General features: G+C 71.3%; 13 protein-coding genes. 7 read left to right on the top strand and 6 right to left on the bottom strand.

What is annotated here, in order from left to right:
* The first annotated feature begins 23 nt into the window (after positions 1-23).
* The 4 genes from AC07F0_RS16305 to AC07F0_RS16290 all read left to right on the top strand — a co-directional run bounded on the left by AC07F0_RS16305 (position 24) and on the right by AC07F0_RS16290 (position 5,693).
* Positions 24-1,349, top strand: coding sequence for an SLC13 family permease (locus AC07F0_RS16305; RefSeq protein ID WP_478979352.1), 1,326 nt, complete (start codon positions 24-26; stop codon positions 1,347-1,349).
* 53 nt (positions 1,350-1,402) lie between these two features.
* Complete coding sequence (locus tag AC07F0_RS16300; protein WP_478979349.1) at positions 1,403-2,860, top strand: acyl-CoA synthetase; 1,458 nt, start codon at positions 1,403-1,405, stop codon at positions 2,858-2,860.
* The gene (locus AC07F0_RS16295; protein ID WP_478979346.1) at positions 2,853-4,226 is read left to right on the top strand and encodes a carboxyl transferase domain-containing protein; all 1,374 of its coding nucleotides are present in this window, start codon (positions 2,853-2,855) and stop codon (positions 4,224-4,226) included. The genes AC07F0_RS16300 and AC07F0_RS16295 overlap by 8 nt, the downstream gene beginning before the upstream one ends.
* A gap of 429 nt (positions 4,227-4,655) precedes the next feature.
* Positions 4,656-5,693 (top strand): rod shape-determining protein, encoded by a 1,038-nt coding sequence (locus AC07F0_RS16290; RefSeq protein ID WP_436731716.1) that lies wholly within the window; start codon positions 4,656-4,658, stop codon positions 5,691-5,693.
* 24 nt (positions 5,694-5,717) lie between these two features.
* On the opposite strand, the gene AC07F0_RS16285 is transcribed toward AC07F0_RS16290, so the two are convergent.
* Positions 5,718-6,671: an anti-sigma factor RsbA family regulatory protein gene (locus AC07F0_RS16285; protein WP_478979343.1), complete on the bottom strand. Its 954-nt coding sequence runs from the start codon at positions 6,669-6,671 to the stop codon at positions 5,718-5,720.
* On the bottom strand, positions 6,668-7,024 hold the full coding sequence (locus tag AC07F0_RS16280) for an STAS domain-containing protein (protein WP_478979340.1): 357 nt from the start codon (positions 7,022-7,024) through the stop codon (positions 6,668-6,670). Before AC07F0_RS16280 ends, AC07F0_RS16285 begins: the two co-directional genes overlap by 4 nt.
* A gap of 187 nt (positions 7,025-7,211) precedes the next feature.
* Here AC07F0_RS16280 and AC07F0_RS16275 point away from each other — a divergent pair, with 187 nt between their 5' ends.
* The 3 genes from AC07F0_RS16275 (at position 7,212) to AC07F0_RS16265 (ending at position 9,587) form a co-directional block, all read left to right on the top strand.
* Positions 7,212-7,907: an ANTAR domain-containing protein gene (locus AC07F0_RS16275; RefSeq protein WP_478979338.1), complete on the top strand. Its 696-nt coding sequence runs from the start codon at positions 7,212-7,214 to the stop codon at positions 7,905-7,907.
* Positions 7,908-8,064: 157 nt separating this feature from the next.
* On the top strand, positions 8,065-8,214 hold the full coding sequence (locus AC07F0_RS16270) for a hypothetical protein (protein WP_478979335.1): 150 nt from the start codon (positions 8,065-8,067) through the stop codon (positions 8,212-8,214).
* Positions 8,215-8,747: 533 nt separating this feature from the next.
* Positions 8,748-9,587 (top strand): hypothetical protein, encoded by an 840-nt coding sequence (locus AC07F0_RS16265; RefSeq protein WP_478979332.1) that lies wholly within the window; start codon positions 8,748-8,750, stop codon positions 9,585-9,587.
* Between the two features lie 9 nt (positions 9,588-9,596).
* Here the strand turns inward: AC07F0_RS16265 and AC07F0_RS16260 are convergent, their stop codons facing one another.
* The 4 genes from AC07F0_RS16260 to AC07F0_RS16245 form a co-directional block, all read right to left on the bottom strand.
* The gene (locus AC07F0_RS16260) at positions 9,597-11,402 is read right to left on the bottom strand and encodes a ThiF family adenylyltransferase (RefSeq protein ID WP_478979329.1); all 1,806 of its coding nucleotides are present in this window, start codon (positions 11,400-11,402) and stop codon (positions 9,597-9,599) included.
* Positions 11,399-11,809: a hypothetical protein gene (locus AC07F0_RS16255; protein WP_478979326.1), complete on the bottom strand. Its 411-nt coding sequence runs from the start codon at positions 11,807-11,809 to the stop codon at positions 11,399-11,401. Before AC07F0_RS16255 ends, AC07F0_RS16260 begins: the two co-directional genes overlap by 4 nt.
* A 1,128-nt stretch (positions 11,810-12,937) precedes the next feature.
* Entirely contained in the window at positions 12,938-14,419 is a 1,482-nt protein-coding gene (locus AC07F0_RS16250) for a hypothetical protein (RefSeq protein WP_478979323.1), read from the bottom strand.
* Complete coding sequence (locus AC07F0_RS16245) at positions 14,416-14,769, bottom strand: hypothetical protein (RefSeq protein ID WP_478979320.1); 354 nt, start codon at positions 14,767-14,769, stop codon at positions 14,416-14,418. The genes AC07F0_RS16250 and AC07F0_RS16245 overlap by 4 nt, the downstream gene beginning before the upstream one ends.
* Positions 14,770-14,779 lie beyond the last annotated feature (10 nt).

Below are 14,779 nucleotides of genomic sequence, written 5' to 3'. Positions count from 1 at the left end.
GGGGCCCAACGACGGGAGCCCGTATGTCCCCCGAACTCATCTCGATCCTCGTCCTCGTCGTGGTGTTCGTCATCGCCACCACCCGTTCCGTCAACATGGGCGCGCTCGCCTTCGCCGCCGCCTTCGGGGTCGGCGGGCTCGTCGCCGATCGCGACGCGGACGGCATCTTCGCCGGCTTCCCCGGCGATCTGTTCGTCGTCCTGGTCGGCGTCACGTACCTCTTCGCGATCGCCCGCGCCAACGGCACCACCGACTGGCTGGTGCACGCCGCCGTCCGGCTCGTGCGGGGGCGGGTGGCGCTCATCCCCTGGGTGATGTTCGCGCTGACCGGCGCGCTCACGGCGATCGGCGCGGTCAGCCCGGCCGCGGTGGCGATCGTCGCCCCGATCGCCCTGAGCTTCGCCGCCCGGTACGGGATCAGCCCGCTGCTGATGGGCGCGATGGTCGTCCACGGCGCCCAGGCCGGCGGCTTCTCCCCCATCAGCATCTACGGCTCGATCGTCAACGGCATAGTGGAACGCGAGAAGCTCCCCGGCAACGAGCTGGTCCTGTTCCTGTCGTCCCTCGCGGCGAACCTGGTCATCGCGGCCGTGGTGTTCGTCGTCTGCGGCGGCTTGAAACTGCGGGGGGACACAGCCGCCGGCAGTGGTGCCGCTGGGGCGGCACCCGTCCCACACAAAGCCGCGCCTCGTACCGCCGAGCCGCGGACCGACCCGTCCCCGGCACCCACGCCGAGCACGGAAACGACCACCCTCACCCCCTCCCGCACAGCCACCCTCGCCTCCCTCCTCGCCCTGGTGGTCGCCGTCCTCGTCTTCGACCTGGACGCCGGCCTCACCGCCATCACCCTCGCCGTCGTCCTCAGCACCCTGTGGCCGGAAGACAGCCGCAAGGCAACAGGCCAGATCGCCTGGCCGACCGTCCTCCTCATCTGCGGCGTCCTCACCTACATAGGCGTCCTCGACGAGATGGGCACCATCACCTGGGCGGGCGAGGGCGTGGGAAACATCGGCATCCCCCTGCTGGCAGCCGTCCTGCTCTGCTACATCGGCGCACTCGTCTCGGCCTTCGCCTCCTCCGTGGGCATCATGGGCGCCCTGATTCCCCTGGCCGTACCGTTCCTGGAACGGGGCGAGATCGGCGCGATCGGCATGGTCGCCGCACTCGCCGTGTCGGCGACCGTCGTGGACGTGAGCCCGTTCTCCACGAACGGCGCACTCGTGCTGGCCGCCGCCCCGGACGTGGACCGCGAGCGTTTCTTCCGGCAGCTGATGGTGTACGGAGGAATCGTGGTGGCGGTCGTACCGGCGGCGGCGTGGCTGGTGATGGTCGTGCCCGGATGGGGATAGACAGCCCCGCCGCCCACGGACAACCGCAGGCAACAGCTAAGGAGACGTGACGCGTGACCCCCCTCTTCCCGGCCCTGACCGAAACCCCGGCCGACGCCCCGGCCGACCGCCCCGCCCTCCGTTTCGGCGAGCGCTCCCTCACCTACGCGCAGCTCGCCGCCGCGGCCGGCGCACTCGCGGGCCGCATCGGCGAGGCCACACGGGTCGCCGTCTGGGCGACCCCCACCATGGAGACCGCCGTCGCCGTCGTCGCCGCCCTGCTGGCCGGCGTCCCCGCCGTACCACTCAACCCGAAGTCGGGCGAGAAGGAACTCGCGCACATCCTGTCCGACAGCGCGCCCGACCTGGTGCTCACGGCACCCGACGACCAACTCCCCTCCGCCGTGCGGAACTTGCCTCGCCTCGACGTCGACGTGCACGGCACCGGGCCGGTGCCCGAGGAGCACGCCGACGAGTCCGACCCGGCGCTGGTCGTCTACACCTCGGGCACCACCGGCCCGCCCAAGGGCGCCGTCATCCCGCGCCGGGCGATCGCCTCGACCCTGGACGCGCTGGCCGACGCGTGGCAGTGGACGGGCGACGACGTCCTCGTCCACGGACTGCCGCTGTTCCATGTGCACGGCCTGGTCCTGGGCACCCTCGGCCCGCTGCGGCGCGGCGGCTCGGTGCGGCACCTGGGCCGCTTCAGCACGCAGGGCGTCGCCCGGGAGCTGAACGCGGGCGCGACCATGCTGTTCGGCGTGCCGACGATGTACCACCGGATCGCGGAGGCGGTGACCGGCGACCCGGAGCTGGTGAAGGCGCTGACCGGGGCGCGGCTGCTGGTGTCCGGTTCCGCCGCGCTGCCCGTGCACGACCACGGGCGGATCGCGACGGCGACCGGGCGGCGGGTGATCGAGCGGTACGGCATGACGGAGACGCTGATGAACACCAGCGTCCGCGCCGACGGCGAGGCCCGCCCGGGCACGGTCGGGGTGCCGCTGCCGGGAGTGGAGCTGCGGCTGGTCGAGGAGGACGGCTCGGAGGTCACCGCGTACGACGGGGAGACGGTGGGCGAGATCCAGGTGCGCGGGCCGAACCTGTTCACCGAGTATCTGAACCGACCCGACGCCACCGCGGCCGCCTTCACCGCCGACGGCTGGTTCCGCACCGGCGACATGGCGGTGCGCGACCCCGACGGCTATGTCCGGATCGTCGGCCGCAAGGCCACCGACCTGATCAAGAGCGGCGGTTACAAGATCGGGGCGGGGGAGATCGAGAACGCGCTCCTGGAACACCCCGGGGTGCGGGAGGCCGCCGTCACCGGGGAGCCGGACGCCGACCTGGGCGAGCGGATCGTGGCGTGGATCGTACCGGCGGATCCCCAGTCCCCACCGTCACTCGACGAGTTGGCGGACCATGTGGCCAAGAGGCTCGCCCCGCACAAACGACCCCGCGTCGTCCATCACCTCGGCGCCCTGCCCCGCAACGACATGGGGAAGATCATGAAGCGGGCACTGCCCCATGACTGAGCGCCCCGCGACCGAGCGACTGCCCGCGACTGAGCGCCTCTCCGCCCGCGCGATCGCCGACGCCCTCGCCGACGACGCCACCTTCACCGAACTGCTCGCTCCCATGAGGGACTCGAAGCCCGACGGCCCGCTCGGCTGGCCCGGCTACGACGCCCTGCGCACCCGTGCCGCCGAGCGCACCGGCGAGCAGGAGTCCGTGGTCTGCGGCACCGCCCGCGTGGGCGGCATCCGGGCCGTGCTGATCGCGTTCGAGTTCGGCTTCCTCGGCGGCTCGCTCGGCGAACGCACCGGCGACCGGCTGGTCGCGGCGTACACCTACGCCCGGGAGCACCGCCTCCCGGTCGTGCCGCTGGTCGCCACCGGCGGCAGCCGGATGCAGGAGGGCATGCTCGCCCTGACGCAACTCCAGCGCGTGGCCCGGCAGTCGGCGCTCACCCGGGAGGCGGGGCTCACGCAGATCGCCGTGGTGCGCGACCCGACCACCGGGGGCGGCTGGGCCACCCTGGGCGCGGGCGCCGACGTGGTCCTCGCGCTGCCCGGGGCCCAGGTCGGCTTCGCCGGCTCCCGGGTACGGCCGGCGGACGCGGACCCGTCGGCGTACACGGCCGAGGCGCAGGTCGCGGCGGGCGCGGCGGACGCGGTCGTACGGCCAAAGGAGCTGCGCGAGACGCTGGGCCGGTGGCTGCGGCTGCTGACGTGCCCGTCCACCACACCGGCCCCGCCGCCCGAACCGCTCGGCGACGACACGGGCCTGCCCGCCACCGGCTGGGACGCCGTCCGGCGCGCCCGCTCACCCCGGCGCCCGCGCGCCGCCGCCTACCTGGACGCCTACTTCTCCGACCGGGCCGCGATCAGCGGCGACCGCTGCGGCGGCACGGACCCGGACGGCATGCTGTGCGGCTTCGGCACGCACGAGGGCCGTACGGTCGCGTACGCCGCGCAGACCGGAACCGCGACCCGCCCCGCCGGCTACCGCACCGCCGCCCGCCTGATCCGCCTCGCGGACCGGCTGGGCATCCCGGTGCTGACCCTCGTCGACACCCCGGGCGCCGCCAACGACGCGGCAGCGGAGCGGCAGGGCGCGGGCGCCTCGATCGCGGACCTGTTCGGCGCGGTGGCGGGCGCCCGCACCCCGGTGACGACGCTGGTGATCGGCGAGGGCGGCTCCGGCGGCGCGCTGGCGCTGGCCGCGCCCGGCAACACCTGGGCCACCCCGGACAGTTACTTCTCGGTGATCGCGCCGGAGCTCGCGGCGGCCATCCTCAAGCGGCCGCCGCGCGAGGTGGAGGCGACAGCGGACCAGCTCCGCATCCGGCCGCAGGATCTGGTGGAGCTGGGGGTGATCCGGGGGACCGTGGGACCGTGAACAGTGCCGAGTGGCACGCCCGGATCGAGTCACGGGGGCGGGTGGCAGGAGCGGGCTTCCTCGTCGCGCCCGGCACCGTTCGCGCATGTCGTGGGGGACGGCGAGGGCCTGACCGTGACCTTCACGGAGCGGCCCGGCTCCCCGCCCGCGCCCGCCCGGTGGTCGCCCACAGCGGCTGGGCCGGCTCGACGAGGCGGGCTGCGAGACCACCGTCACCTCCCTGGCACCGCTCCTGGAGGCCGCGCGCTCCCTCGAGCGCCTGTGAGGCCGAACCGCCCGTTCGGCGGCGCCCCGCCCGGCCCCCTCCGAAAGGCGCCCCCGTCCCCACCCGCGCACGATGCGAGGGAGGCCCGCCGCCCGGCGGCCCCACGTCTGCGAGGCCCGCCACCTGGCGGCCTCCCACGGTCTGTGCTCTCGGGAGGACCTGCCATGACCGCCAGTCTGGAGCAGTTGCGCCGCTGCCACTTCGCCGTCGACCTGGGGGCGGCGCGCACACGCGTCTACGTCAAGGGCGCCGGGCTCGTCGTCGACCAGCCGTCCGCCGCCGCAGTGAACACCCGCACCGGCGGGCTGATCGCGGTCGGCGAGCTCGCGGAGAAGATGACGGGCCGCACACCGGACTACATCCGGGTGGTCCACCCGGTCTCCGGCGGCACCGTCGTCGACATCGAGATGGCGCAGCGCATGCTGCGGCACCTGCTCGGCGACAAGATGCGCCGCAGCCTGCGCCGCAAGCCGATCCTGCGCGCCGCGGCCTGCACCCCGCACGACGCCGACCCGCTCGCCCAGCGCGCCACCATCGAGACGCTGGTCGGTCTCGGCGTCCGCCGCGTGGAGCTGGTCGACACGCTGATCGCCGCCGCCGTGGGCTGCGGACTGCCCGTGGAGCAGCCCGAGGCCACCATGATCATGGTGTGCGGTGCCGCGGCGACGCAGGTGGCCGTGCTCTCCCTCGGGTCGATCGTCACCGCCGAGCGCATGCCGGTGGGCGGTGAGGCCGTCGACCACGCGATCGTGCAGCACCTGCGCCACGAGCACGAACTGATTCTGCCCAGCCAGTCGGTACGGCCGTTGCAGCTCGCCCTGTCCGGCAACGGCCTCACCCCGCACGGCCCGGCCTCGACGGAGATCCACGGGCGGGACGTCGCCACCGGCCTGGCCCGCTCCGTCCAGGTCGACACCGCCGCCGTACGGGACGCCATCCAGACGCCGCTCACCGCGGTCCTGGACGGCATCGGCAAGGTGCTGCGCTCCTGCCCGCCCGACCTGGTCGCCGACCTCGCCGACCGGGGCATCATGATGGTCGGCGGCAGCGCGCTGCTGCCGGGCCTGGACCAGATGCTGCGTGAGGCGACCGGGATGCCCGTGCACATCGCCGAGCGCCCGGACGTGTGCGCCGTGCAGGGCCTCGGCGCGATGCTGGAGGGCAGGATCGAACCGCTGGCGCTGGATCCGCTGGGCGCCTGAGCCGCCGGAGTGCCAGGCCCGCCCTCAGCGGGCGAACCAGCAGCGCACGGTCGTCCCGCTGTCCCCCCGGTGCACCCGCACCAGGTCGGCGATGAGGTTCACCAGCAGCAGCCCGCGCCCGCCGCGCTGGTCCCGGGGCACGGGCCGGCGCCCGGCCAGGACGTCCGCGAGCCGCCCTCCGTCGCACACCTCGCACACCACGTACCCGTCCTCGGCCCACACCCGCAGCACCCCGGAACCGCCGCCGTGCACCACGCTGTTGGTGGTCAGCTCGGCCATGGCGAGGGCCAGGTCGTCCAGCTTGACGCCGGTGAGCCCGAGCCGCGCGCCCTCCCCGACGGCCACGTGCCGGGCCTGGGAGAGCGAGCCGGAGTCGAAGGCGAACGTCAGCGCGTCCGGCACGGGCGGCAGCGCCTCGTTGTAGCGGTCGACGACGTCCCCGGGCGCGTACGCGTCGCTGCCCTGCTCCAGCCGGGAGCCGGCGGGGATGACCGTGGGATGGGTGGCGTAGGCGTCGGCGATGACGCGCTCGGGGAGCCGCTCGGTGTCGTACGGGCACAGGATGGTCGCCGTACGGCCCCGGAAGGCCGCGTTGATGAGCGCCTCGTGCTGGACGCAGGCGGGGTACTCCGTGTCGGAGCGCCCGGCCCAGATCGGCTCGCCGATGATCCGCACCCGGCGCCCGGGCGGCTGGGCGTCGGCGAACGCGCGTAGCACACCGGGAATGATCCGCCCGGGATTGCGGCCGGCCTCGCACATGTCCAGCAGCCGCACCGACTCGGCGGCCTCGCCCAGCGCGTCCCGGATCAGCGCGAGGTTCTTGCCGGGGACCGCGACGGCCACGGGTTCGCCGGCCGCCAGGCCCTCGCGCACGAAGGGCACGGTGACGTCGAGGTACTCGGCCTCGTCACGGTAGAAGAGCGCGGGATGGACGAAGGGCTCGAGGGGGCCGAAGGGTTCGGCGACGGGAGCGGTCATGACACCGACACCTCGATCCCGGTGTGGTCGGGCCACAGCAGGTTCAGCGTCCGCCGCAGGGCCGGCGGCGGCTGTCGCACCACGAACCGCTTGCCGTACCCGAGCTGCCCGGCGGCGGCCGCGAGCGCGCCCGCGCCCGCGACGTCGACGAACGTCACGTCGGACAACTCCAGGTAGTACACGTCCTCATCCTCGCGAACGGCCTGCTCCAGTACGCCTTCCCAGATCGCACGTGTCGTCAGGACGACCTCGCCCGCCGCCCGGACACCCTGCCGCCCGGACAACGGGAACACCTTCAGGCCCGGCACGGGACCACGGGACCCCGCCGCCGACGCCCGATACTGAGTGTTCAAGCCCCTCTCCCCACGCTTGTGGACCACAGGCGCTCGTACCCGCCCGGGAGAGGCTCATTCCCCGCTGTGGTGTGTACTACGCCGTACGGCGGGCAGGCGCACCTCACACCGGCGTCCACGGGGGCGAGTGACGTCGTGCGGTTCCGCAAGGAGGAACACGACCGAAGAGGACCGAGAAGGCGGTGACATGACGTCTGCGGCATCACCACAGCGCACAGGAGGGTTGAACACACTGGTCATCAGTGGCCGCGTGGACGCGGAACAGGCTGAGCTCACCCCGTGCGGTGAGCTGGTTCACGGCTGCGCGGAAACACTGGCCAGGACCCTGGCCGAGCTGCCGCCCACGATCACGCGGGTCGAGCTGGACATGGGGGGTGTGCACTTCATGGACACGGCGGGCCTGCAGTTCCTCGACGTACTGGCCGACTTCGCCCGGCAGCGATTCGTGACGGTCACGACCACGAACTGGAACGGCCAGCCGCGCCGGATCCTGGAACTGGCGGGCCTGGACACGACCGACCCCCTGCGTCCCGCGCCCCACCCCGGCCCCGAGCCCGCCCAGCCGTCGGCCCCGGCCTCCTCCGCGGTCGCCCTGGAACGCTCGGAGCGCCTGCACGTCCTCCAGGAGGAGATCGAGCAGCTCCGCCAGGCCATCGCCTCCCGCCCGGTCATCGACCAGGCCCGGGGCATCCTCATGGCCACCCACGGCTGCACGTCCGACGAGGCCTGGCACATCCTGCGCGAGACCTCCCAGCTCTCCAACACCAAGCTCCGCGACGTGGCCGCCGCCGTGACGGCCGGCGCGAAGCCCGACGGCCCGCGCCCGTCCCCCGAGCTCCGCGAGGCCCTGCAGCGAGCCCTCACCCGCCGGGGCCGAACCTGAGCCGGGGCCGGAGGAACCCATCCCCGGCCGCCGCCCCGGTACGTCACCGGCGGCCGGGCCCACGGTGCGCCCCGGCCCATCGGGGTACTCGGCCGGCCACGGCCGGAGCGCGGGACACGCCTGCTCCGGTTCCACCGGCACGGGCAGGAGGCACCCGATGAGCGACCACACCCCGTCCCAGGCCGAGGGCGACCGCGACGACCGGCAGGACGCGCCCGACGGCACCACGCCGCCGCACCCCACGCCGTCCCAGGCGGAGGGGGACCGCGACGACACCGCCACGGAGGAAGACGACACCGGCTCCTGACAGGACCCCGCCCACCTGGCCAGGGCCCTTCTGACGCGTCGCACAACCTGGACGTGCCGTCCTCGTTGTGAGCAATGTGCCTCGCGCGAACACACGAACGGCAGACCGACGAGCGACCTCCGCCCGGGCGGTGATCGGCGACGAACCGGCACTGCGGGCGGCCTACGGGCTGTGCCGGCGCCGGACCAGGGAGCAGGACCCGGCGGAGCACGCCCGAACCGGCACTGCGGGCGGCCTACGGGCTGTGCCGGCGCCGGACCAGGGAGCAGGACCCGGCGGAGTACGCGCTGATCCAGCTGGTACCCGCGGCACTGCGCCCGGCCTGCTGGGCCCTGTGGGAGGCGGCCAACGCGCTCGGCGACCTCGGCGACGACCGCACCGCGCCCGCCGCCGCACGGGCCGCCCGGGTCGAGGAGTGGATCACCGCCCTGCACCGCGAACTGCCCGCCGGCTCCAGGCCGGACCCGATCCGGCACGCCCTGGTCGACACCGCGGCGCGCTGGCGCCTGGACCTGTCCGAACTGCACGGCGCCATGGTCCAGGTCCGGGACGACACCCACGGCAGGCACTTCACCGACTGGGCCGCCTGGCGCACCTGGGGCCGGGACAACCTGCTGCCCTGGTTCGGCCAGGTCCGCACGCTCTTCGACCGGGCCGGCATCCCCGTGGCGCTCCGGCTGGACACCCGGGAGAGCTACGAGGAGTTCCTCGACGGCGTCCGGCTCACGGACATCCTCACCGACCTGTCCGCCGACCTCGCCCAGGGCGACCTCCTCCTGCCCGACGAGGCCGTGCGGTCCTCCCCGGGGGCCGCGGACGACCTGGCGCACCGGCGCTGGAGCCCCGCCGTCGCCGCCCTGGTCACGCAGCTGACCGGCCTGGCCCGCCAGTGGGTGACCCAGGGCGGCCTCAGCCGCGGCATGCACCCCGGGCCCGCCGGCGCCCTGGACACCATGGCCGCCCTGCTGCGCGATCGGCTCCGCCGGCCCGGCCCTCCTGCGGCGCCCGCCCCGGTCCTCCTTGTGTCCCGAACGCGTCCCGAACGCGCCCCGAAGACTCCCAGGATGGACGGCGTCGGTAGGCACAGGGCCGACCGGCACGCGGACGCGGACGCTCCCCGTTTCGGGGTCGGTGACATCGTGACGCAGTCCGCCGGCGGTGCACGTGGCGGAGTTGGTCATGGGTCGACCCTGGAGTTGCCGCCCTTACGGCCCCGCGGGTGGCTGTTTTCTGCCGCGCCTTCAAACGGACTTGCCGAGAGCGGGAACGAGTGTGACCGCTGCTTCGTAGGAGGTGACGGTCTTCTCGTCCCCGGCGGCGTCCGCCCGGGCCTGGATCTCTTGCAAGGCCCGGGCGAATCCGATGATCTTTGAAGTCGGACCCTAGTCCTTCGGCAGACCCTCCTCCTGCGCAACGGCGGCCTCGTCACGCAGCTTCTCGATGATCCCGGTGATCTCCTGACCCTGGTCCAAGGTCAGCGGCGGCGTGCGGTGACCGATGTCCCCGCAGATGGGACACGCGGGATCCGGCTTCACCACGGCCCAGACGCTCTGCGGCGCGTACTGGTGTGGCATCGACGGGATGACCTTAGGGAAGAAACCCCAGTCAGGAGCGGTGCTGACGATCCCCAGCGTGCGCCGCTCGCGGATGAGACGGCGCAGGGGGACACCGGCGGAAGAAGAACTGCCGGCCAGGATCCCGATGGCGGCTGAGGAGGCGGCACAGGTCACGAGGTGGATCGAAGGGCCGAGCACCGCCTCGCCCACCAGACGGCCGTCCAACCCATAGTCAGGGTCGGGACGGTGGGCTCCGGAGTCGCCCACGGAGCCCACCGCGCAGTTCCAGCAGGCCGTCTGCGCCTCCGGTACGCTGAGGACCACCTCGCCCGCAGCGGCGGCACGGTACAGGGCGCACGCCACCATGGGGATGCCCGCCGCGTAGGCGTGGTGGGCGAGCACCGCCTGCTCGGCCATGTCGTCCGTGGCACCGACCACCAGGTCGGCCCCTGCGAGAACCTCGGCGAGGCCGAGCTTGCCCAGCGGCTCCTGGAGCTCGTCGACTCGCACCGCCGGATCGACGGCCCTCAGGCGGCGGGCCAGGGCGGTGGTCTTCTGCGTGCCGACGTCCGCGGAGGCGTAGACGGTACGGGCGAGGTTCGCCCCCTCGACGGTTTCCGGGTCGATCAGCGTCAGCGAGCCCACGCCACAACGCACGAGGTCCTCGGCGATACGGCTGCCCACGGATCCCAGTCCGCACACGACCACGTGCCGACTCGCCAGATCACCGACCAGGGGCCACACTCTGTCCGTCGCGTCATCCACTCGGCGGCCCACCGCCGTACGTGCCAGGCTGGCGAGTTGACCCTGAGGAGACGCCGTGGGGTCCCAAGGCGAGGGCAGGGCCGTCAGTTCCGGCCGTTGCGACCGCTTGCCCGCGTGTGCCCCGTCACCCTGCTCCCATGTGACGGCAAGCGGGCCCACCACGGGGTACTCGGCGTCGACGAAAAGGGCGCCCACCCGGCCGGGGGCCGAGGACACGGGGACGATCAGGCGGGCTCGGTTGTTGACGTGGATAACCGAGGCGAGGTCGTCGCCCGTGTCCGGCCTCTTCCGGCTGCGGGACGTCCACCGACGCACGGATGTCGCTGAAGGCAAGTCCAGCCCCGCGGAGGCCAGATCGGCGCAGAGCTGGACGACCGTGCCGGGCACCCGCTGCAGCACAGTGTGCTGATGCGGATCCCGCCGTAGGACGTGGAGGGACATCCGCAGGCGCCTCCCGAGCCGTACGTCGTGGTGGCGGGGCCGGCCTTCGGTGACCACCGCGATCAGCAGCTCCGCCAGATGCGGGTTGATCTCCAGCATCCTGCCGGTGCTGGCCACATCGGTCGGGGAGGGATCCGGCACACCTTTGGGGTGGGTATGCACCGTACCGACCAGCCTGCCGTGCCGGGCCTGTTCAAGGAGACCGACGGTCGTGGAGAGTTCGGCCGAGATGTCCCAGCTGGCGCTGCTGTAGCGTCCGTGGGTGTCCTCGATGAGGAGGTGCACGAGGGAACCGCAGCCGAGTAGCACACCGCCGCGCTCGGGAGGAACGCTGCACAGTCGATCCCGGACGGCGCCGATGACGCCGTCCGTGAGCCGGACCGGGGCGGGGACCGCTGAGCGTGAAGCCGCCGCCTGGCCCCTCACTTGCTGAACCTCGGTTTCTTACCGGCCATGCGCAGGGATGTGTACGCCATCCACTTGGCCGCGTGGGTGCGGACTTCCGCCAGGTCGGCGGCCGAACGGCCGCCGGGGCCGCAGAGGACGGAGACGCTCTGCCCTCCGACCTTCACCGAGTACATGTGCTTCTTGTGGCTGATGACGTTGTCGAGGTTGGGCCGGATCGGGGTGATCCGGAACGCGTTCCCGTCACTGGGGGACCGGAACGCGAAAAAAACGAAGGGCAGCTGACCCGAGCAGGGAGGCTGCATCTGGAATTTCCAGCCCGTCAGGAAGCTGGTGACCACGGGCTGCCATTTCTCGACGTTGTGCGGGTCCAGCCTGCTCAATAATTCGACGTCGGCCTGGGAGGGGCCCGCATTTATCGCAGCCATGCGCTCCTGGGGAATCTTGGAGATCTCCTGGGAAACCCCGGAGGAATCACTCCTGACGAATCCTCCTCCGGGAACCAGCTCAACGTCGGGCCCGTTGTTCCGCTCCATGTCCTCAATCATCGAACGGACTTCGTCCCAGGACGCCCGTTCGCCAGAAGCCATGCGTTCCTGCGGGAGCCTTGAGAGGGGGATCCGCTGGTGCGTTCCCCCGTCGCTCGCGTCCTCCGGTGAGCCCGCCAGATGAACCAGTGAAGGGTTGCGTCCGGGTACCAACTCCACATCGTACGCGCCCAGGACGCTTCCGGCGGCGAATGCGGACGGGTCCTCGCACCTGGGCTCCGGGTCGTCCGGGTGAGTGAAGACGAAGGAATCGGTCTCTTCATCGTATCGGGGTGTCAGGACGATCGGCTCCCGAGTGGTGTCGTGGGAGTTGTGGGAACTGCGGGGCGAAGGTGCCACGGCCGCCCTCCTGCTGTGGTGACGAACGGGGAGCGGAGGCGTGCGCCGCCTTGTCTCTGATATCTGCCCCCGTTAGTGGATGGCAGGAAAGCTACCCTGCGAATGGTTTCTGGCAACAGGGATCGATGGCGAGGAATCGTTTTTCCGGTCGTATCTTGTACTTCACTCAGGGGCGGGAGTGACGGTAGAGGAAGAGGGCACTTCGCCAAGTCAACGACGGGTCGTCCGCATCCCCCTGCAGCCTTGTCTACGCAGCATTGGGCCGCAGTGAGTACGAGTGCCACTGGCCGGCGTGGCGGAAGATCCAGGCATCTCGAGGTAGAGCTGGGTGGCGTTTCTGACGCCTTCGTTCCAGCGCTGGTGCAGATAGCCAATGAACTGGTCGACGGCATGCGCCCGCTGCGGGCTCTTGGCTACAGCGGGCCAACCAGGTCCGCAACCGTCTCAACCGCGCACCGCGGCGGTCGGTCCCCGATCTTCACCGCCGCGTCCCTTGTGGGCTCACCGTCGGCTGTGCGACACAGCACGAACAGGCATGAGGGGACGGGCGTTCCCAGGCTCCGGCCAATGTGCTTCCTGTCGAGAAGGCGGCGCGCCATGCCTCCTTGGTTGGTGTGCCCCGGCGAGGGCCCGCGTCCCGTCCCGAGCAGCACGGTCCACAACCACTGGTCAGCGGCTCGAAGACCTGCCCGGCCAGTAGTTCAGTGCTCGAGCCAGCAAGGTGGCCGCGATAAGGGGCCGTTCGAGCTCTTGTACCGCCCCTCGCCCTTCGCCATCGAAGGCTGACCTCAAGTAGTCAACAAGCGTGTGGAAGGCCAGCGCCTTGCCGGCGTCGTGGAGTGCGGCGATTCTGACGTCCGGCACTCCCCAAGTGCTCAGTCCGCGGCGTGTATCACCGGTGACCACGAGGAGCGCCCCACCCCGCAACGAATCCTCAGGGAGCGCGTCAACAAGCTTGTCGGTGGATCCGCTCAGCAGTCGATCGAGCCGCGCAACTTCACGTATGTGCTGCCCGTACAGGTTGTTGGCCTCCGGCGTGAGCAGGGTTGTCCAGGCGCCATTGGTCGGGTTCTCGCTGAAGTCCGCCGCCATGGTTGTGGCATCAAGCATGTTCCGCATGAGAAGCCCCAGCCAGTAACGTTCCGCTTCGAGGCGATCGCGGAAGATCACGTCACGTCGCCCACGGACCCGCTCGCGCTCACGCAGACGGTCCTCGCCGTGAAAGCGCCCAGCCAGGCAGGCCGCCCGGTCCTTTGCCGACAGGTGTGTCCTTCCGCGACGGACCATGAGTCCGTCTTCCATCGATTGCACTGTCAGCATGGCCATGCTCGCGGCCAAGAGGCTGTAAAACTCCCCCATATCGCATAACCAGCGATCCCGCACCAATCGAGTACGGATCAGCTTCTTCGATTCGTGCGCCAGCACGAGAGCTCCGGCCTCGAGCGCCAGTAGATCCGCTTCGGACTCCTTTTCTGGCGACTCCACGCATTCGGCCACGTGCCCCAGGACGTGGTGTGCCATCTCGTGCCCAATGACGAACCGAATGGTCAGCATGAGAAAAAGGCCGCCCATGTCACCCTCGCCACTCACCGACTGTTCGGCCACGTCACGCCGGGTGGTCAACAGGGTGGCGACGCCATATGCTCGCCGGTTGAAAAGTTGGTAGCGAAGGTGCGACGTCAAGTACGCCGGGTCCTGCCCGACGGCTTCTTTGAAGCTCGCAATGAACATCCGGTAGAACATCTTCGGCAGGGAAACACCCGTGAGCAGGTGCAGGGATTTTCCCATGTACTGGCAATATGAGTTGCACAACCCGATCAGCGAGTCCGACACGAGCACCAATCCACTGCCGTCCGCGCACGGGATGTAGCGGGCCGAAATCTCGTCACTCGCCGTCGGTTTCACCACCAGCCGCGACAGCCGGTCTGCCCTCCCCAGAGTCGTGAAGGCGTCGGTCAGTTCGGCCACCGCCCTGTCGACAACGTCCGGGAGAGACTCACCGAACACCTTGGGCAGCTCCGGGTGCCAGTCGTCAGCGTCGCTCAACGCGCTGATGCGCACCATGTTTGCGCGCAGATACTCGGCGTAGCTCACGTCGTCCACCGGCAGGTAGGCATGAGCACGGGCTGCTGCCTCCGATTCGTCGGTCATGACTGCGGGCCGTGTCCGGCACATAGCGTGCCGATCCCGATCCGGACCACCAGAACGGCCACCAGGGCAGCGTGCGTGGGACTCCCTCCGAAGTCACCGAGGATCTCATAGAGTGCGAGGGCGTCGACCGCTCGGTCCGAGGCACTCGTCCCATGCGCCCCTCTTAGGCGCTCATGCCCGCACACCCTGCGCCGCAGCTCCGAAAGCTGCCGGTCGAACCACTCCCGGCCGAACCGGCGGGTGCGGTCGGGATCTTCGGACGACAGCCCCAGGCCCTGGCCCAGCAGTGAGGAGCCCAACAGCTCGTACAGTTCATCGTCGGTCTTGTTCAGGAACTGCTCAACCGGCATGACATCTCCA

This window comes from Streptomyces sp. NPDC045955 (assembly GCF_056430805.1).
This window is presented reverse-complemented; position numbering and strand designations above follow the sequence as displayed.